This is a genomic window from Pseudomonas sp. MWU349 (assembly GCF_017947325.1).
Lineage (GTDB): Bacteria > Pseudomonadota > Gammaproteobacteria > Pseudomonadales > Pseudomonadaceae > Aquipseudomonas > Aquipseudomonas protegens.
This window is the reverse complement of the sequence record NZ_JAFEVP010000005.1, coordinates 548,266-565,395: the sequence shown is the minus strand read 5'-3', so window position 1 is coordinate 565,395 and position 17,130 is coordinate 548,266. Positions and strand designations below refer to the sequence as shown.

General features: G+C 65.4%; 14 protein-coding genes. 3 read left to right on the top strand and 11 right to left on the bottom strand.

Features of this window, described 5'->3' with window-relative positions; genetic code table 11:
* The first annotated feature begins 41 nt into the window (after nucleotides 1-41).
* The 3 genes from KCG88_RS22595 to KCG88_RS22585 are packed head-to-tail and all read left to right on the top strand — an operon-like array spanning nucleotide 42 to nucleotide 5,286.
* Nucleotides 42-1,136 (top strand): efflux RND transporter periplasmic adaptor subunit, encoded by a 1,095-nt coding sequence (locus KCG88_RS22595; protein WP_011058616.1) that lies wholly within the window; start codon nucleotides 42-44, stop codon nucleotides 1,134-1,136.
* A complete protein-coding gene (locus KCG88_RS22590) occupies nucleotides 1,133-2,203 on the top strand; it encodes an efflux RND transporter periplasmic adaptor subunit (RefSeq protein WP_047283452.1) in 1,071 nt (356 codons plus the stop codon). The genes KCG88_RS22595 and KCG88_RS22590 overlap by 4 nt, the downstream gene beginning before the upstream one ends.
* Complete coding sequence (locus KCG88_RS22585) at nucleotides 2,200-5,286, top strand: efflux RND transporter permease subunit (protein ID WP_210713123.1); 3,087 nt, start codon at nucleotides 2,200-2,202, stop codon at nucleotides 5,284-5,286. The genes KCG88_RS22590 and KCG88_RS22585 overlap by 4 nt, the downstream gene beginning before the upstream one ends.
* Nucleotides 5,287-5,497: 211 nt before the next feature.
* On the opposite strand, the gene KCG88_RS22580 is transcribed toward KCG88_RS22585, so the two are convergent.
* From KCG88_RS22580 to KCG88_RS22530, 11 genes are all read right to left on the bottom strand, one after another.
* Nucleotides 5,498-6,124, bottom strand: a complete 627-nt coding sequence (locus tag KCG88_RS22580) for a class I SAM-dependent methyltransferase (RefSeq protein WP_210713122.1) — start codon at nucleotides 6,122-6,124, stop codon at nucleotides 5,498-5,500.
* Between the two features lie 152 nt (nucleotides 6,125-6,276).
* Nucleotides 6,277-6,921 carry a methionine ABC transporter permease gene (locus tag KCG88_RS22575; protein ID WP_011058620.1) on the bottom strand — a complete coding sequence of 215 codons (645 nt, stop codon included), beginning with the start codon at nucleotides 6,919-6,921 and terminating at the stop codon, nucleotides 6,277-6,279.
* On the bottom strand, nucleotides 6,911-8,035 hold the full coding sequence (locus KCG88_RS22570; RefSeq protein ID WP_210713121.1) for an ATP-binding cassette domain-containing protein: 1,125 nt from the start codon (nucleotides 8,033-8,035) through the stop codon (nucleotides 6,911-6,913). Before KCG88_RS22570 ends, KCG88_RS22575 begins: the two co-directional genes overlap by 11 nt.
* 1 nt (nucleotide 8,036) lies before the next feature.
* Nucleotides 8,037-8,846, bottom strand: coding sequence for a MetQ/NlpA family ABC transporter substrate-binding protein (locus tag KCG88_RS22565; RefSeq protein WP_210713120.1), 810 nt, complete (start codon nucleotides 8,844-8,846; stop codon nucleotides 8,037-8,039).
* Nucleotides 8,847-8,958: 112 nt separating this feature from the next.
* Nucleotides 8,959-10,326, bottom strand: a complete 1,368-nt coding sequence (locus KCG88_RS22560) for an LLM class flavin-dependent oxidoreductase (protein WP_210713119.1) — start codon at nucleotides 10,324-10,326, stop codon at nucleotides 8,959-8,961.
* Nucleotides 10,326-11,525, bottom strand: coding sequence for an SfnB family sulfur acquisition oxidoreductase (locus KCG88_RS22555; RefSeq protein WP_210713118.1), 1,200 nt, complete (start codon nucleotides 11,523-11,525; stop codon nucleotides 10,326-10,328). Before KCG88_RS22555 ends, KCG88_RS22560 begins: the two co-directional genes overlap by 1 nt.
* Before the next feature lie 39 nt (nucleotides 11,526-11,564).
* Nucleotides 11,565-12,806, bottom strand: a complete 1,242-nt coding sequence (locus KCG88_RS22550; protein WP_047283459.1) for an SfnB family sulfur acquisition oxidoreductase — start codon at nucleotides 12,804-12,806, stop codon at nucleotides 11,565-11,567.
* Between the two features lie 694 nt (nucleotides 12,807-13,500).
* Nucleotides 13,501-14,262: an L-cystine ABC transporter ATP-binding protein TcyN gene (tcyN, locus tag KCG88_RS22545; protein WP_210713117.1), complete on the bottom strand. Its 762-nt coding sequence runs from the start codon at nucleotides 14,260-14,262 to the stop codon at nucleotides 13,501-13,503.
* 4 nt (nucleotides 14,263-14,266) lie between these two features.
* Complete coding sequence (gene tcyL, locus KCG88_RS22540) at nucleotides 14,267-14,932, bottom strand: cystine ABC transporter permease (protein ID WP_015633746.1); 666 nt, start codon at nucleotides 14,930-14,932, stop codon at nucleotides 14,267-14,269.
* On the bottom strand, nucleotides 14,932-15,729 hold the full coding sequence (tcyJ, locus tag KCG88_RS22535; protein ID WP_011058628.1) for a cystine ABC transporter substrate-binding protein: 798 nt from the start codon (nucleotides 15,727-15,729) through the stop codon (nucleotides 14,932-14,934). Before tcyJ ends, tcyL begins: the two co-directional genes overlap by 1 nt.
* Before the next feature lie 386 nt (nucleotides 15,730-16,115).
* Entirely contained in the window at nucleotides 16,116-17,111 is a 996-nt protein-coding gene (locus KCG88_RS22530; RefSeq protein WP_047283461.1) for a D-cysteine desulfhydrase, read from the bottom strand.
* Nucleotides 17,112-17,130: the final 19 nt, after the last annotated feature.

Here is a 17,130-nt window from a genome sequence, read left to right as displayed (position 1 = left end):
TAACGTCACTGGCGAGACAGCATCACGCAAAAGGAGCCTGCATGGCTGCGTTCAATTCGAAGTGGATAGTGGGATTGACCCTGTTGCTGCTGCTTGGCGGCTGCGGGGCGGAAAAGCCCGGGGAAAAGGAGCGCCCGCGGGTGCGCATCCTGGAGGTGCAGAGCAGTGACTTCGCCCCTTCGGTGACCCTGACCGGTGACGTCCAGGCCCGGGTGCAGACCGAACTGTCGTTCCGCGTCGGCGGCAAGATCATCCAGCGCATGGTCGATGTCGGCGATCGGGTTACCGCGCAACAGGTGCTGGCCAAGCTCGATCCCAAGGACCTGCAGACCAATGTCGATTCTGCCGCGGCCTCGGTGTTCGCCGAGCAGGCCCGGGTCAAGCAGGCCGGCGCGGCGTTTGTCCGCCAGCAGAAGCTCTTGCCCAAGGGCTACACCAGCCAGAGTGAATACGATTCGGCCCAGGCCGCCCTGCGCAGCAGCCAGAGCGCCTTGAGCGCGGCCCAGGCGCAACTGGCCAACGCCCGCGAGCAACTGAGCTACACCGAGCTGGTGGCCGAGGCTCCTGGGGTGATCACCGCGCGCCAGGCCGAGGTCGGCCAGGTGGTACAGGCCACGGTGCCGATCTTCAGCCTGGCCCGGGATGGCGAGCGCGATGCGGTGTTCAACGTCTACGAGTCGCTGCTGATGCAGCCACCGGGCCAGGAAACCATCCACATCAGCCTGCTGGACAATCCCAAGGTGACCACCACCGGCAAGGTCCGCGAGGTGACGCCGGTGGTCTCGGCCCAGAGCGGCACGGTGCAGGTCAAGGTGGTGCTCGATTCGTTGCCGGCGGGCATGGACCTGGGCTCGGTGGTCAGCGCCACCGCCCGGGCCCATGGCAAGGCCAGTGTGGTGCTGCCCTGGTCGGCCCTGACCAAGAACCTCAGCGAGCCGGCCGTGTGGCTGGTGGGCGAGGACGGCAAGACGGCCCTGCACACGGTGAAGGTCGGGCGCTACCTCACCGGCAAGGTGATCATCAGCGACGGCCTCAAGGGCGGCGAGAAAGTGGTGGTGGCGGGTGGGCAGTTGCTGCACCCGGGGATGTTCGTGGAGATCGCCTCGCAAACGAGCGATCAGGGAGCACAGCCATGAAGCGCCTGCTGCCGTTGTTGTGTGCCAGCGCCTTGTTGCTGGGCTGCTCCAGGGAAGAGCCGGCGCCGGAGCCGGTGCGCCCGGTGCTGTCGTTCCGGGTGGCGCCCCAGGCCGAGGAAAGCCTGGGGCGTTTTGCCGGCACCATCCAGGCCCGCTACGAGACCAACCTGGGCTTCCGGGTGCCGGGGCGCATTGCCAACCGCAATGTCGATGTCGGTACCGAAGTGGGCCCCGGGGACCTGCTGGCGACTCTGGACCCCACCGACCAGCAGAACCAGCTGCGGGCCGCCCAGGGCGACCTGGCCAAGGTCGAGGCGCAGTGGATCAACGCCCAGGCCAATGCCCGGCGCCAGCAGGAGCTGTTCGATCGCGGCGTGGGCGCCCAGGCGCAACTGGACATCGCCCAGACCGACCTGAAGACCACCGGTGCCTCCCTGGACCAGGCCAAGGCCTCGGTGCGCCAGGCCCGGGACCAGCTCAACTACAGCGAACTGCGCAGCGATCACGGCGGCGTGATCACCGCCTGGAACGCCGAGGCCGGGCAGGTGGTGACCGCCGGCCAGCAAGTGGTGACCCTGGCCCGGCCGGAGATCAAGGAAGCGGTAATCGACCTGCCGGCCAGCCTGGTGGACCAGTTGCCGGCCGGGGTGGAATTCAAGGTCGCGGCACAGCTGGATCCGAGCATCAGCACCACCGCCACGGTGCGTGAGATCGAACCCCAGGCCCAGAGTGCAACCCGTACCCGCCGCGCCCGCCTGACCCTCAAGGACACGCCCGAGGCCTTTCGCCTGGGCACCGCCATCAGCGTGACCCTGAGCTCGGCCATCGAGCCGCGCACCGAGGTGCCGTTGACCGCCCTGCAAGAGGTGGAGGGCAAGACCCGGATCTGGATCGTCGACCCCCAGAGCCAGACGGTGGCTCCGCGTGAGGTCACGGTGCTCAGCCGCGACAGCGCTTCGGCGTTGATCAGCCAGGGCGTCAAGCCCGGCGAGCGGGTGGTCAGTGCCGGGGTCAACAGCCTCAAGCCGGGGCAGAAAGTCAAAATCGATGAGGACCGCGCACAATGACGCCCGACAGTAAAGGGAGCTTCAACCTGTCCGAGTGGGCGATCAAGCATCAGTCCTTCGTCTGGTACCTGATGTTCGTCGCGCTGCTGATGGGCGTGTTTTCCTACCTGAATTTGGGGCGCGAGGAAGACCCGTCCTTCACCATCAAGACCATGGTCATCCAGACCCGCTGGCCCGGCGCGACCCAGGAAGAAACCCTGAAGCAGGTCACCGACCGAATCGAGAAGAAACTCGAAGAGCTGGATTCGCTGGACTACGTGAAAAGCTACACCCGCCCCGGCGAATCGACGGTGTTCGTCTACCTGCGCGACACCACCAGTGCCAAGGACATTCCCGAGATCTGGTACCAGGTGCGCAAGAAGATCAACGACATCCGCGGCGACTTTCCCCAGGGCCTGCAGGGCCCGGGGTTCAACGATGAGTTCGGCGATGTGTTCGGCTCGATCTACGCCTTCACCGCCGATGGCCTGAGCATGCGCCAGCTGCGCGACTACGTGGAGCAGGTACGGGCGCAGATCCGCGAGGTGCCGAACCTGGGCAAGGTGGAGATGGTCGGCGAGCAGGACGAAGTCATCTACCTGAACTTCTCCACCCGCAAGCTGGCGGCCCTGGGCATCGACCAGCGCCAGGTCCTGCAGAGCCTGCAATCGCAGAACGCAGTGACCCCGGCCGGGGTGATCGAGGCCGGGCCGGAGCGCATCTCGGTGCGCACGTCCGGGCAGTTCGCCTCGGAGAAGGACCTGGCCACGGTCAACCTGCGGCTCAACGACCGCTTCTACCGGCTGGCGGACGTCGCCGAGATCAGCCGCGGCTATGTCGACCCTTCCACGCCGCTGTTCCGCTTCAATGGCAAGCCGGCCATCGGCCTGGCGATCGCCATGAAGAAGGGCGGCAACATCCAGGACTTCGGCAAGGCCTTGCACGCCCGCATGGACCAGCTCACCGCCGACCTGCCGGTGGGCGTCGGGGTGCACAAGGTGTCCGACCAGGCCGAGGTGGTGGAAGAGGCAGTGGGCGGTTTCACCAGTGCCCTGTTCGAGGCGGTGATCATCGTGCTGGTGGTGAGTTTCATCAGCCTCGGGGTCCGCGCCGGGCTGGTGGTGGCCTGCTCGATTCCGCTGGTGCTGGCCATGGTCTTCGTGTTCATGGAGTACAGCGGCATCACCATGCAGCGGATCTCCCTGGGGGCGCTGATCATCGCCCTGGGGCTGCTGGTGGATGACGCGATGATCACCGTGGAAATGATGGTCACGCGGCTGGAGAAGGGCGAGAGCAAGGAGCAGGCCGCGACCTTCGCCTACACCTCCACCGCCTTTCCCATGCTCACCGGGACCCTGGTGACCGTGGCCGGCTTCGTGCCCATCGGCCTCAACGCCAGTTCTGCCGGTGAGTACACCTTTACCCTGTTCGCGGTGATCGCGGTGGCCATGCTGGTGTCCTGGATCGTCGCGGTGCTGTTCGCCCCGGTGATCGGCATCCACATCCTGAGCACCAACGTCAAACCCCATTCCGAGGAGCCGGGGCGTATCGGACGCGCCTTCAACGGCGGCCTGCTGTGGGCCATGCGCAACCGCTGGTGGGCCATTGGCATCACCGTGCTGCTGTTCGTGGCTTCGGTGTTCTGCATGCGTTTCGTGCAGAACCAGTTCTTCCCGTCATCGGACCGGCCGGAGATCCTCGTTGACCTCAACCTGCCGCAGAACGCTTCGATCAACGAGACCCGCCAGGCCGTGGACCGCCTGGAAGCGACCCTCAAGGACGACCCGGACATCGAACGCTGGAGCACCTACATCGGCGAGGGCGCGATCCGTTTCTACCTGCCCCTGGACCAGCAATTGCAGAACCCGTACTACGCCCAGCTGGTGATCGTCAGCAAGGGCCTGGAGCAGCGCACGGCCCTGACCCAGCGCTTGCAGAAACGCCTGCGGGAAGATTTCGTCGGCATCGGCAGCTATGTGCAGGCTCTGGAAATGGGCCCGCCGGTGGGGCGGCCGATTCAGTACCGGGTCAGTGGCAAGGACATCGACCAGGTGCGCAAGCACGCCATCGAACTGGCCACCGAGCTGGACAAGAACCCGCACATCGGCGAGATCATCTACGACTGGAACGAGCCCGGCAAAGTGCTGCGCATCGACATCGCCCAGGACAAGGCGCGGCAACTGGGGCTGTCCTCCGAAGACGTGGCGCAGTTGATGAACAGCATCGTCAGCGGCTCCACCGTGACCCAGGTGCATGACGACATCTACCTGATCAACGTGGTCGGCCGCGCCGACGACAACGAGCGCGGCTCCCCGGAAACCCTGCAGAACCTGCAGATCGTCACCCCCAACGGTACTTCGATCCCGCTGCTGGCGTTCGCCAGCGTGCGCTACGAGCTGGAGCAGCCGCTGGTGTGGCGTCGCGATCGCAAGCCCACCATCACCATCAAGGCCGCGGTGCGCGATGCGATCCAGCCCACCGACCTGGTCAAGCAACTGAAGCCGGACATCGATAAGTTTGCCGCGCAGTTGCCGGCCGGCTATTCGGTGGCCACCGGTGGCACCGTGGAGGAAAGCGGCAAGGCCCAGGGGCCTATCGCCAAGGTGGTGCCGCTGATGCTGTTCCTCATGGCGACCTTCCTGATGATCCAGCTGCACAGCGTGCAGAAGCTGTTCCTGGTGGCCAGCGTGGCGCCCCTGGGGCTGATCGGCGTGGTCCTGGCCCTGGTGCCCACGGGCACGCCCATGGGCTTTGTGGCGATCCTCGGGATCCTGGCGCTGATCGGCATCATCATCCGCAACTCGGTGATCCTGGTGACCCAGATCGACGAATACGAGCGCGAGGGCTATCACCCCTGGGACGCAGTGCTGGAAGCCACCCACCATCGACGGCGGCCGATCCTGCTGACCGCGGCGGCGGCCAGCCTGGGGATGATCCCGATTGCCCGGGAAGTGTTCTGGGGGCCAATGGCCTACGCCATGATCGGCGGCATCATCGTTGCCACCTTGCTCACCCTGCTGTTCCTCCCGGCGCTGTACGTGGCCTGGTACAAGATCAAGGAACCGAGCAAGGACACCGAGCGCACACGGCCCACGGTCTCGTAGGAGCTGGCTTGCCAGCGAAGAGGCCCGAGAGACGGGCGCCTGATCCGCAAGCGCCTTCTCCGGCAAGCCGGCTCCTACGGGGTATGCGGCGTTGCAGAGGGCGTAGGCCCCTCACGCCCTCGTAGGAGCTGGCTTGCCAGCGAAGAGGCCCGAGAGGCGGGCGCCTGATCTGCAAGCGCCTTCGCCGGCAAGCCGGTTCCTCGCAGGGGGATCAGGCCTTGCGCCAGACGCTGGCCAGCCACGGTTGCTGTTCCCGGGGCAGGCCGGCGGGGCGGTAGTAGTGTTCCAGCTCGACAAACCCGGCATCCGTCAGCAATGCCTGCCAGGCCGCCAGGTCGTGGTAGGCACCATAGCGCGGGCCGTTCCAGCCTTCCTGGTTGTCGCCGCGCGGGTTGGAGCTGAACAGTACGCCACCGTCCTTGAGGCTGGCATGCAGTTGCTTGAGCACCCGCGGCAGTTCCTGGCGGGGAATGTGGAACAGCACCGCGTTGGCGAAGATCCCATCGAAGCGCTCAGCCGGCAGGTCGAGCTTGAGGAAGTCCTGCTGCCAGACCTCGCAGCCGCTGTCTTCCCGGGCCATCTGGGCAAAGCGCTCGCAGCCGTCGAGGCCGACGGCGACATGGCCCAGGCGGGTAAAGGCCTGCAGGTCGCGGCCGGGGCCGCAGCCAAAATCCAGCACGGTAAATGGCGCCGGGCCCTGAATGTGCCGCAGCAGCGCGTCGATGTTCTGGCTCACATCGTGGTCGCGGGTGCCTTCGCGAAAGTCCTCGGCCACTTGCTGGTAGTGGCCGAGGGTGGTGGCGGTGATGGTGTCGAGATCGTCGGGGGCGAGTTTCATGGCGGGCTGCGTGGGTAGAAGGTAGGCAGCAAATATACCTCCAATGACGACCTGGTGGCCTTTTCGCGAGCAAGCTCGCTCCTACAGGTTGTGTGCAGTTCCTGGTAGGAGCGAGCTTGCTCGCGAAGGCGTCCGAACCCACACCACAGCCCTCAACGCTTGTTCAGCACCCGCGCCAGGCGGTCGCCACCCAGTTGGATCGCGGCCACCAGAATCACCAGCAGCACGATCACCGTGAGCATGATCTGGCTGTCGAAACGCTGATAACCGTAGCGGTAGGCAATGTCCCCCAGGCCGCCCGCGCCAATCGCCCCGGCCATGGCCGAGGAGTTGATCATGGTCACCAGGGTGATGGTGAAGCCGCCGACGATGCCTGGCAGCGCTTCGGGCAGCAGCACGTGCCAGACGATATGCCAGCGCCGGCAACCCATGGCCTGTGCGGCCTCGATCAGGCCGTGGTCGACCTCGCGCAGGCTGACTTCGGCGATCCGCGCAAAGAACGGCGTGGCGGCGATGGTCAGTGGCACCACGGCGGCCCACACGCCGTAGGTGGTGCCGACGATCAGCCGGGTGAAGGGGATCAGCGCCACCATCAGGATCAGGAACGGGATCGAGCGGAACAGGTTCACAAAGGCCCCCAGCGCCCGGTTCAGGTTCGGCGCCTCGTAGATCCCGCCCTTGCCGCTGGTGACCAGGATCACCGCCAGGGGAATCCCCGCCAGCAGGGCAATCAGCGAGGACACGCCGACCATCAGCAGGGTGTCGAGAATGCCCTGCAACAAGCGATCAAACCACATAGCCCAGTACCTCCACCTGTTGTGCCCATTGCCCGGCACGCTGGCGCAGTTGCGTAGCCTCCAGGGATGAGCCCTGGACCGCCAGCAGCAGTTGCCCCAGGGCGTGGCCCTGGATGCGTTCCACGCCGCCTTGCAGCAGGCGCACGCGGCCGCCCAAGGCGCCGAACAGCGCCGCCAGGTCCGGTTCCTCATGGCTGCTGCCGGTGAAGCGCAGGCTCAGCACCAGCGCCGCATCGGAAGACGTCGGATGGCTGTGCAGGCGCTTCTGCAATTCGTCCGGCAGGCCGTGCTGCAAGGGCGCCAGCAGGGTCTTGCTGACCTCGTGCTGCGGGTTGCCGAAGACTTCCCAGACCGGCCCCTGCTCGACGATGCGTCCGTGCTCCAGTACCACCACCCGGTCGCAGATATCGCGGATCACCGCCATCTCGTGGGTGATCAGGATGATGGTCAGGCCCAGGCGCTGGTTGATCTCTTTCAGCAGGCCGAGGATCGATTGGGTGGTTTCCGGGTCCAGGGCCGAAGTGGCCTCGTCGCACAGCAGGATCTCGGGATCGTGGACCAGGGCCCGGGCGATCCCCACCCGCTGCTTCTGGCCGCCGGACAACTGCGCCGGGTAGGCCCGGTGCTTGTCCTTGAGGCCCACCAGCTCCAGCAGCTCGCGGACCTTGCGCTCGCGCTCGGCCTTGGGCACCCCGGCCACCTTCAGCGGCAGCTCGACGTTGTGCCACACGGTCTTGGCCGACATCAGGTTGAAGTGCTGGAAGATCATGCCGATGCGTCGGCGCAGGGCCACCAGGCGGTCTTCGTCGAAGTCGCCGATGTCCACCTGGTCGATCAGCACCCGGCCGCTGCTGGGTTGCTCCAGGCGGTTGATGGTGCGGATCAGCGACGACTTGCCGGCGCCGCTGCGGCCGATGATGCCGAACACCTCGCCGCGCTGGATCGAGAGGTCGATATCGTGCAAGGCCTGCACCGGACCCTGCTGGCCCTGGTAGGTCTTGCCCAGGCCGATAAAGCGCACCTGGGCGCGATTGAGTTCGGGGTGCAGCTCGGTCTGCTCGGCGCGCCGGGGCGCCGCTTCCGGCAGCTTGCGCTGTAGCGTCGCGACACTCATCTCAACCTTCCCAACCGGCTTGGTAGAGCTTGCCGTGGGCTTTGTCCAGAGCGGCGCGAACGGCAGGCGAGTGCTGGTAGATATCGACGAACTTGATCAGCCGCGGGTCGTTCTTGCTCTTGGGCTGGATCACGAACTGGATCACGTATTCCTTGTGGTCCAGGCCGTCGAACAGCAGCGCCGAGCCGGCATCGAAGGTCTTGGCCAGGCGGATGTAGGCCGGGTAGCCCTGGACCAGGTCGGCGTCGTCATAGGCGCGCACCAGTTGCACGGCTTCGACCTGGAGGATCTTGATCTTCTTCGGGTTGCTGACGATGTCTTCTTCGGTGGCCTTGTAGCCCACGCCCGGCTTGAGGGTGATCAGCCCGGCCTTGGCCAGCAGTTGCAGGCCGCGCCCGCTGTTGATCGGGTCGTTGGCGATGGCCACGCTGGCGCCTTGTGGCAGTTCGTCGAAGCTTTTGTATTTCTTCGAGTACAGGCCGACGTTGTTGATGATGCCCGGGGCGAAGGGCACCAGATCGAAACCGGCGGCGGCCTTGGCGTTTTCCAGGAAGGGGATGTGCTGGAAGTAGTTCACGTCGATGTCACCGGCGGCCAGGCTGACGTTGGGCGCGATCCAGTCGGTGAACTCCACCAGCTCCACCTTCAGGCCCTGTTTGCCGGCCTCTTCCACGGCGGCCTCCAGGGGAATGGCGAAGGCGGCGGTGGTGCCGACCTTGAGCGGCGCGTCGGCGGCGAAGACGGCGCTGCTGAACAGGCCGATGGCAAGGGCCAGGGCTTTGAGCGGGTGGCGCAGGCGTGTGGTTTTCATAGGGGTCAGGGTCCGAGTCGGGGCCAGGGAATGGGGTGTGGTTGCGGGCCTCTTCGCTGGCTAGCCAGCGCCTACAGTGAGGTGTGCAGGAGCCGGCTTGCCGGCGAAGCGTTTAGCGGCGGTAGGCCGCGCCGGTGTGTTGTTCGGGCAGCTTGCGGCCCCGGCGGAAGAGCTTTTCCCGCAGGGTGCCGTCGTCGTAGGCGGTCTTGTAGGAGCCGCGGCGCTGCAGTTCGGGGATGACCAGGTCGATGAAGTCGACGTAGCTTTCCGGGGTGACGATGCGGGTCAGGTTGAAGCCGTCCAGGCCGGTTTCGGCGATCCAGGATTCCAGGTCGTCGGCCACCTGCTGCGGCGAACCGACCACGGTGAAGTAGCGGCCGCCCAGGGCGTGCTGGTCCAGCAGCTTGCGTCGGGTCCAGTCGTTGTTCTGCAGGTTCTTGGTGGCCGACTGGATGGCATTGCTCTTCACGTACTGGATCGGCTCGTCGATCTCGTACTGGGAAAAATCGATCCCGGTGGACGCGGAAAAATGCGCCACCCCGGCTTCGGCGCTGGCATGGCTGCGGTATTCGGCGTGTTTCTTCCAGGCCAGTTCCTCGGTCTCGCCGACGATCACGTTGAGGCCCATGAACACCTTGATGTCTCCGGGGTTGCGCCCGGCGGCCACGGCGCTGGCGCGGACCTTGTCCACCTGGGCCTTGGTCGCGGCCTTGTTCTGGCCGCTGATGAACACGCACTCGGCGTGGCGCCCGGCGAACAGCAGGCCGCGGTCCGAGCTGCCGGCCTGGAACAGCACCGGGGTGCGCTGCGGCGACGGTTCGCACAGGTGATAACCGCTGACCTGATAGAACTCGCCCTGGTGCTCGACCTTGTGCACCTTGCCCGGCTGGGCGTAGATGCGCTGTTCGCGGTCGTTAAGGACCGCGTCGTCCTCCCAGCTGCCTTCCCAGAGTTTGTACAGCACCTCCAGGTACTCGTCGGCCTGGTCGTAGCGGCGGTCGTGCTCGATCTGCTCCTTGAGCCCCATGGCCTGGGCGGCGCTGTCCAGGTAGCCGGTGACGATGTTCCAGCCAACCCGGCCATGGCTCAGGTGATCGAGGGTGGAAAGGCGCCGGGCGAACAGGTAGGGCGCCTCGTAGGTGAGGTTGGCGGTGAGGCCGAACCCCAGGTTCTTGGTGACAGCGGCCATGGCCGAGACCAGTAGCAGCGGGTCGTTCACCGGCAGCTGGATCGACTCTTTGAGGGGCACGTCCACCGAGTTCTGGTAGACGTCGTAGACCCCGACAATGTCGGCGATGAACAGCCCGTCGAACAGCCCACGCTCCAGCAACTGGGCCAGCTCGGTCCAGTACTCGAGGGTCTTGTACTGGGTCGAGTTGTCCCGCGGGTGGGTCCACAGGCCGTGGTTGATGTGCCCGACGCAGTTCATGTTGAAGGCGTTGAGCAGGATCTTCTTCTTGGTGGTTTGGGGCGCGGCCATCAGATGGTCCCCCGCAGCGGCGGATTCTGCTGGTTCAGGTAGTAGTTGCCCACGGCGTGGTACTTCCAGCGCACCGGGTCGTGCAGGGTGTGTACCCGGGCATTGCGCCAGTGGCGGTCCAGGCCGTGCTCGGCCAGGGTCGCCTGGCTGCCCGCCAGTTCGAACAGGGTGCTGCCGGCGGCCAGGGAGATTTCCGTGCTCAGGGCGCGGACCTCGGCCACGGCGATGGACGCGGCGGCCACGGTGTCGGCGTTGGTCTCGGCCTGGGCCCGGTCGAGGAACTCCCCGGCGCGTTCCAGCAGGGCCTCGGTGGCGTGCAGGCGGATGCTCAGGTGGCCGAAGCTCTTGATGGTCAGCGGGTCGTCGGTGGCCTTGTCGTTGCCGGAGTCGATCCAGGGCCGGGTCTTGGTGCGCACAAAGCGCAGGGCGTCTTCATAGGCGGCGCGGGCGATGCCGGTGTCGATGGCGGCGTGGAGAATCTGCGCCAGCGGGCCGACTGGGGTCGGGCGCTCGAAGGCACTCTGGAACGGCACCACGTCGGCTTCGTCCACCCACACGTTGTCGAATTGCACCGAGCCGCTGCCGGTGGTGCGCTGGCCGAAGCCGCTCCAGTCGTCGATCACGTTCAGGCCCTGGGCGTCGGCGGGGACGAAGGCCAGTTGCTGCACGCCGTGCTCATCCACCACCGAGGTGGGGATGCGCTGGGCGTAGAGGGCGCCGGTGGCGTAGAACTTGCGCCCGTCGATGCGGTACCCCGGGCCGTTGCTGTCGCGGCTCAGGCGGGTGGTGCGGTCGTGGGCGGTCTTGGTGCCCAGCTCGGCCAGGGCGTTGCCGAAACGCCGGCCGGCCAGGACTTCGGCGTACAGCCGTTGTTTCTGCTGATGGCTGCCGTTCACCCGCAGCACTTCCAGGGCGTAGAAATGGTTCTGCGGGATCTGCCCCAGGGAGGCGTCGGCCTCGGCGATCAGGGCGATGACCTTGGCCAGGGTGACGTTGGAAACCCCGGCGCCGCCGTATTCCTTGGGCACGCTGATGCCCCACAGGCCAGAGCGGGAAAAGGCTTCCAGCTCGGGGTGCGGCAAGCGCCGCTCGCGGTCGCGCAGGGCGCTGTCGCGCTTGAAATCTTCCGCCAGGTCGCTGGCGACAATCAGGGCTTGCTCATCGCTGGAAATGACCGCGACGTGTTGGGAAAGAGACATGTGTTTCTCCAGAGATCTGGTCAAAAGCGTTCTGGGCGGTTAAATCCAGGAGTGACGAGCCGGCAGCGTGCCGTTCAGGTGATAGGCGCCCACGGCGTGGTACTTCCAGCGCACCGGGTCGTGCAGGGTGTGCACCCGGGCATTGCGCCAGTGACGGTCGAGGTTGAATTCGGCGAGGGTGGCGCGGCTGCCGGCCAGCTCGAAGAGCTTTTCACTGGCCAGCAGCGAGATCTCGGTGGTCAGCACCTTGGCTTCGGCCACGGCGATGGAGGCGCGGGCCGCGGACTCGGCGGTGATCGGCGCCGCGCTGACCTGGTCCAGCACCTGGCCGGCCTTGCGCAGCAGGGCTTCGGCGGCGTGCAGTTCGATCTGCAGCTTGCCGATGTCGGCGATCACATACAGGTCATCGCTGGCCCGCTCGACGTTGGCATCGACCCACGGGCGTGCTCGTTCACGAACGAAGCGGATGGCGTCGGCCACGGCTTCCCGGGCGATGCCGGCGTCAATGGCGGCCTGGATCAGCTGGGATACCGCGCCCTGGATATTCGGTGTTTCGTTGATCCGCCAGTTGTCCAGCACCAGCTCGGCGTCCACCCGCACATCGTTGAGCAGGACGGTGCCGCTGGCGGTGGTGCGCTGGCCGAAGCCCGACCAGTCGTCGACGATGCGCAAGCCCGGGGTGCCACGGCGGACGAAGGCCAGCACCTGGCGGCCTTCCTCGTTGAGAGCCTTGACCGCCACCCAGTGGGCGAACAGGGCGCCGGTGGAGTAGAACTTCTGGCCATTGATCACGTGGCCGTCGGCGTCGGCGGTGATCCGCGCCTTGAGTTCCAGGGTGTTCTTGGTGCCGCGTTCCGGGCCGGCATTGCCGATGCGCCAGCCTTCCAGGACGCTCTGCAGCAGCTGTTTCTTCTGCCGCTCGGTGCCGCAGCCGAGAATCAGGCCGAGGAGGCCGAACTGGTTCTGCGGGATCTGCCCCAGGGCCGGGTCGGCCGCGGAAATGATGGCGAAGACTTCGGCCAGGGTGACGAAGGAAACCTGTGGCCCGCCGTAGGCCCGGGGCACGGAAATACTGCCCAGGCCGCTGCGGGTGAATTGTTCGATCTGCGCCCAGGGCAGCTTGCGCTGGCGGTCGCGCTGGGCGGCCTGCTGGCGGGCCGCGTCGGCCAGTTCATGGGCAGCCTGAAGGGCTTCGGCGTCGTTGCGCAGCACCCGAGCGGGCAGCAAAAGTGGAGCGATATCCAGGTCACTCTGGACCTGGGCTTCGATCAGACTGGACATCAGCGCCACTCCTTGGCTGCACGCAATGCCCTGGCGATCTGCACTGGGGTGATTGTGTTCCGGACCATACCTACCTCACATCTTTTGGATAGGCCGCGTCATGCGGCGAAATCAGAATAAAGAATGTCCGGTGGTCCGGTTCATATACCCTAAGCGCGTATAAAAATTAAATAAACTAACTTTTAGGAATATGAATAGAAGGGTTGAATCGAAGCCCGCAGGCGTTGTGGATCAAGGCCTTAGCGTGCTTCTACGGCTGTGGTTTTAGCGACGAACGTCCCCCAAAACCACCCCGTACCTGCACGTAGGAGCTGGCTTGCCAGCGAATGCGTCCGCAAGGGTGGTGCAGGGCTTGAGGGCTTCTTCGCCGGCAAGCCGGCTCCTACGGGGGAGGGGGCGTGGTCTGCTGTAGGAGCTGGCTTGCCAGCGAATGCGTCCGCAAGGGTGGTGCAAGGCTCGAGGGCCCTTTCGGCGGCAAGCCGGCTCCTACGGGGGAGGGGGTGTGGTCTGGTGTAGGAGCTGGCTTGCCAGCGAAGGCGTCCTTGAGGGTGGTGCAGGGCTTGAGGGCCCTTTCGCCGGCAAGCCGGCTCCTACGGGGGAGGGGGCGTGGTCTGCTGTAGGAGCTGGCTTGCCAGCGAAGGCGTCCGCGAGGGCGGTGCAAGGCTCGAGGGCCCTTTCGCCGGCAAGCCGGCTCCTACAAGGGGGCGTGGCTTGCGCCGAGGAACTTGCTGAGAAACTGTCGGGTGCGTTCGTGCTGGGGGTTGGCGAACAGCGCCTTGGCTTCGCCTTGCTCGACGATCACCCCCTTGTCGAAGAAGATCACCCGGTTGGCCACGTCCCGGGCAAAGCCCATCTCGTGGGTGACGATGACCATGGTGCGTTTCTCTTCGGCCAGGCTGCGGATGGTGGCCAGTACTTCGCCCACCAGCTCCGGGTCCAGGGCCGAGGTGGGTTCGTCGAACAGGATCACCCGGGGTTCCATGGCCAGGGCCCGGGCAATGGCTACCCGTTGCTGCTGACCACCGGACAGGCGCCTGGGGTAGGCATCTTCCTTGCCCGCCAGCCCGACCTTGGCCAGCAGCGCGCGACCGAGGGCGACGGCTTGTTCTCGCGGGGTTTTCTTCACCACCAGCGGGCCTTCGATGACGTTCTCCAGGGCGGTACGGTGGGGGAACAGGTTGAAGTTCTGGAACACGAAGCCCACTTGCTGGCGCAACTGGCGGATCCGGCCCTGCTGATGGCTCAGGGGGATGCTGCTGTCGATGCTGATGTCACCGATGCGGATGCGGCCGCTGGTGGGTTCTTCGAGAAAATTCAGGCAGCGCAGGAATGTGGTCTTGCCCGAGCCGCTGGGGCCGATGATGGCGACCACTTCGCCTTCCTTGACCTGCAGGTCGATGCCATTGAGCACCGTCTGGCCCTTGAACTGCTTGGTCAGTTTTTCCACCACGATCATGGCTTCAGGACTCCTGGTCGTGCCGATTGACCCGCTCTTCAAGCCGGTTCTGCAGGTGCGCGAGCACGCTGGCGAGAATCCAGTAGATCAGGGCGGCGGCAAGATACATGGTGAAGATTTCGAAGGTGCGGGCGGTGATCAGCTGCGCCTGGCGGAACAGTTCAGGCACCTGGATGGTGGCGGCCAGGGCCGTGTCCTTGACCAGGGAAATGAAGCTGTTGCCCAGCGGCGGCAGGGCCGTGCGCATGGCTTGGGGCAGGATCGCCCGGCGCAGGGTCTGCGCGCGGGTCATGCCGATGCTGGCGGCGGCTTCCCATTGGCCACGCTCGATGGAGCCGATGGCAGCCCTGAGGATTTCACAGGCATAGGCCGCCATGTTCAGGGAGAAACCGATCAGTGCCGCGGGCAGCGGGTCCAGTTCCAGCCCCAGTTGCGGCAGGCCGTAATAGATCACGAAGAGCTGCACCAAGAGCGGCGTGCCGCGAAAGAACGACACGTAGATGCGGGCGATCCAGCTCACCAGGGCCAGGCGCGACAGGCGCATCAAGGCCAGGCCAAAGCCCAGCAGCAGCCCGAAGAACATGCCGCCCAGGCTCAGGATGACCGTGTAGTACGCGCCTTTGAGAAGAAATGGCGCTGATTCCAGCGCCAGTTGCAGGCCTGCTTCCATTATTGGGTGACGTCAGCGTTGAAGTATTTTTCCGAGAGTTTTTTCAACGTGCCGTCGGCCCGCAGTTCCTCGATGGCCTTGTTCACCGCCGCCAGCAGCTCAGGTTCGCCTTTGCGCAGGGCCACGCCGGCTTCCTGGCGGGAGAAGGGTTCGCCGGATACCACCAGGGTGTCCTTGGTTTTCTTGATCAGCTCGAAGGCCGCCAGGCGGTCCACCAGGATGGCTTCGATACGGCCTACGCGCAGGTCCTGGTACTTGGTCGGATCGTCGTCGTAGGTCTTGATGATGGCGGTGGGCACGTTGTCCTTGAGCCACTGCTCGTAGTTGGTGCCCAGGCCCACGCCGACCTTGTGCCCACCCAGGTCGGCGGCGGTCTTGAACTTGCCTTCGTCCTTTTTCTGGGTCAGGGCCTGGATGCCGGAGACGGTATAGGGGATGGAGAAATCGTACTTTTTCTTGCGCTCTTCAGAGATGGTCACCTGGTTCACCACGGCGTCCAGGCGCTTGGACTCCAGGGCGGCGAGAATGCCGTCCCACTTGGTCGGCTGCAGCTTGACCTTGACCCCGAGCTTGTTCGCCAGGGCTTCGGAGAATTCCACCTCGAAGCCGGTCAGCTTGCCGTTTTCGTCCACATAGCTGAACGGTGGGTAGGTGCCTTCCAGGCCGACGTTGATGACTCCGGCATCCTTGATTTTCTGCAGTTGCTCGCCGGCAACCGCTTGCCCCATCAGTCCGGCACCCAAGGCCAGGCCCAGTGTGCCAATCAGCAGATTGCGACGCAGTACGGAAAAATTCATGACAAGCCCCTGTGTGTTTTCTTATGCACGATGCGGGTGGAGTTGCAGGTCAATCGGTGAGGCGCGAACTGTGCTTTATCCTGCCTTAAATGCGCGCGGCGCGTCTCGTGGCAATTGGGCCTGCGGCGCGACTATAAGTCGGCATTTATAGGTTTAAAAATAATATAAATTTACTTTGTTATTCCTTTTTGTTTGGTTTTGCTCGCGCCATTCTCCCGTAGAAGCTGGCTTGCCAGCGTAGGCGGCGTCGAGGGCGATGCAAGGCTCGTGGGCCTCTTCGCCGGCAAGCCGGCTCCTACAAAGAGCTCCATTGCCCTGACCCTGTAGGAGCTGGCTTGCCAGCGAAGGCGGCATCGCGGGCGATGCAAGGCTCAAGGCTTGCGCTGCTACGAGAAGGCGCCGGCGTAGGCGAACAGGGCCGGGGCGCCGCCGGTGTGCAGGAAAATCAGCGGGCCATCGTCGAAGCGCTGGCGGCCGACCCCGTCCAGCAGGCCGGCCATGGCCTTGCCGGTGTATACCGGGTCCAGCAGCAGGCCTTCCTGGCTGGCCAGCAGCTTGACCGCCGCCAGCGTCCCGGCATTGGGTTCACCGTAGCGCGGGGCGAAGTACTCGTCCCACAACTGCACGTTGAAAGCGTCGGGCAACTTCACTTCCAGCAACTCGGCGGTGCGCTCGGCCAGGCCCTGGACCTTGGGCCGCTGGTCTTCTTCGCTGCGCGATACGGTGACCCCGATCACCGGCAGCTGCGGCAGCACTTCGCTCAAGGCCAGGGCCAGGCCGCTGTGGGTGCCGGCGCTGCCGGAGGCCAGGACCACGGCGGCAAATTCCAGGCCGCTGTCTTCGATCTGCTGCGCCAGTTCCAGGCCTGCGCGCACGTAGCCCAGGGCCCCCAGGGCGTTGGAGCCGCCGATGGGCACCAGGTAGGGTTTCTTGCCGTTGCTGCGCAGGCGCGCGGCCAGGGCGTGCAGTTGCTCATCGGCCTGGTCGAGGTTTTCCACCAGCTCCACCTTGGCGTCGAACAGGTCCAGCAGCAGGCGGTTGCCATTGCCCAGGTAGTCGGGGTCTTGGGTGCCGGTGGGGTTTTCCAGCAGGGCCACGCAGCCCAGCCCCAACTTGGCGGCCAGGGCCGCGGTCTGGCGCACGTGGTTGGACTGGATGGCACCGGCGGTGATCAGGGTGTCGGCGCCCTGGGCCAGGGCATCGGCGGCCAGGTATTCGAGCTTGCGCAGCTTGTTGCCGCCCATGGCCAGGGGCGTGCTGTCGTCACGCTTGACGTAGACATCGCGGCCAATCCAGGCCGACAGGCGTTCGAGTTTTTCCAGGGCGGTGGTAGACCTGAGCAGGTCGAGACGATTAAAGCGGGCGAGCTGTTGTTTGATCATGGGGCCGCACGGAACAGGG

What these genes read in the sequence shown, in the direction of transcription:
- KCG88_RS22585 (WP_210713123.1), top strand. Translation starts at nt 2,200, where the DNA reads ATGACGCCCGACAGTAAAGGGAGCTTCAACCTGTCCGAGTGGGCGATC.
- KCG88_RS22570 (WP_210713121.1), bottom strand. Translation starts at nt 8,035, where the DNA reads ATGAGTGTCGCGACGCTACAGCGCAAGCTGCCGGAAGCGGCGCCCCGG.
- KCG88_RS22550 (WP_047283459.1), bottom strand. Translation starts at nt 12,806, where the DNA reads ATGTCCAGTCTGATCGAAGCCCAGGTCCAGAGTGACCTGGATATCGCT.
- tcyN (WP_210713117.1), bottom strand. Translation starts at nt 14,262, where the DNA reads ATGATCGTGGTGGAAAAACTGACCAAGCAGTTCAAGGGCCAGACGGTG.
- KCG88_RS22555 (WP_210713118.1), bottom strand. Translation starts at nt 11,525, where the DNA reads ATGTCTCTTTCCCAACACGTCGCGGTCATTTCCAGCGATGAGCAAGCC.
- KCG88_RS22575 (WP_011058620.1), bottom strand. Translation starts at nt 6,921, where the DNA reads ATGTGGTTTGATCGCTTGTTGCAGGGCATTCTCGACACCCTGCTGATG.
- KCG88_RS22590 (WP_047283452.1), top strand. Translation starts at nt 1,133, where the DNA reads ATGAAGCGCCTGCTGCCGTTGTTGTGTGCCAGCGCCTTGTTGCTGGGC.
- KCG88_RS22565 (WP_210713120.1), bottom strand. Translation starts at nt 8,846, where the DNA reads ATGAAAACCACACGCCTGCGCCACCCGCTCAAAGCCCTGGCCCTTGCC.
- tcyL (WP_015633746.1), bottom strand. Translation starts at nt 14,932, where the DNA reads ATGGAAGCAGGCCTGCAACTGGCGCTGGAATCAGCGCCATTTCTTCTC.
- KCG88_RS22560 (WP_210713119.1), bottom strand. Translation starts at nt 10,326, where the DNA reads ATGGCCGCGCCCCAAACCACCAAGAAGAAGATCCTGCTCAACGCCTTC.
- KCG88_RS22580 (WP_210713122.1), bottom strand. Translation starts at nt 6,124, where the DNA reads ATGAAACTCGCCCCCGACGATCTCGACACCATCACCGCCACCACCCTC.
- tcyJ (WP_011058628.1), bottom strand. Translation starts at nt 15,729, where the DNA reads ATGAATTTTTCCGTACTGCGTCGCAATCTGCTGATTGGCACACTGGGC.
- KCG88_RS22530 (WP_047283461.1), bottom strand. Translation starts at nt 17,111, where the DNA reads ATGATCAAACAACAGCTCGCCCGCTTTAATCGTCTCGACCTGCTCAGG.
- KCG88_RS22595 (WP_011058616.1), top strand. Translation starts at nt 42, where the DNA reads ATGGCTGCGTTCAATTCGAAGTGGATAGTGGGATTGACCCTGTTGCTG.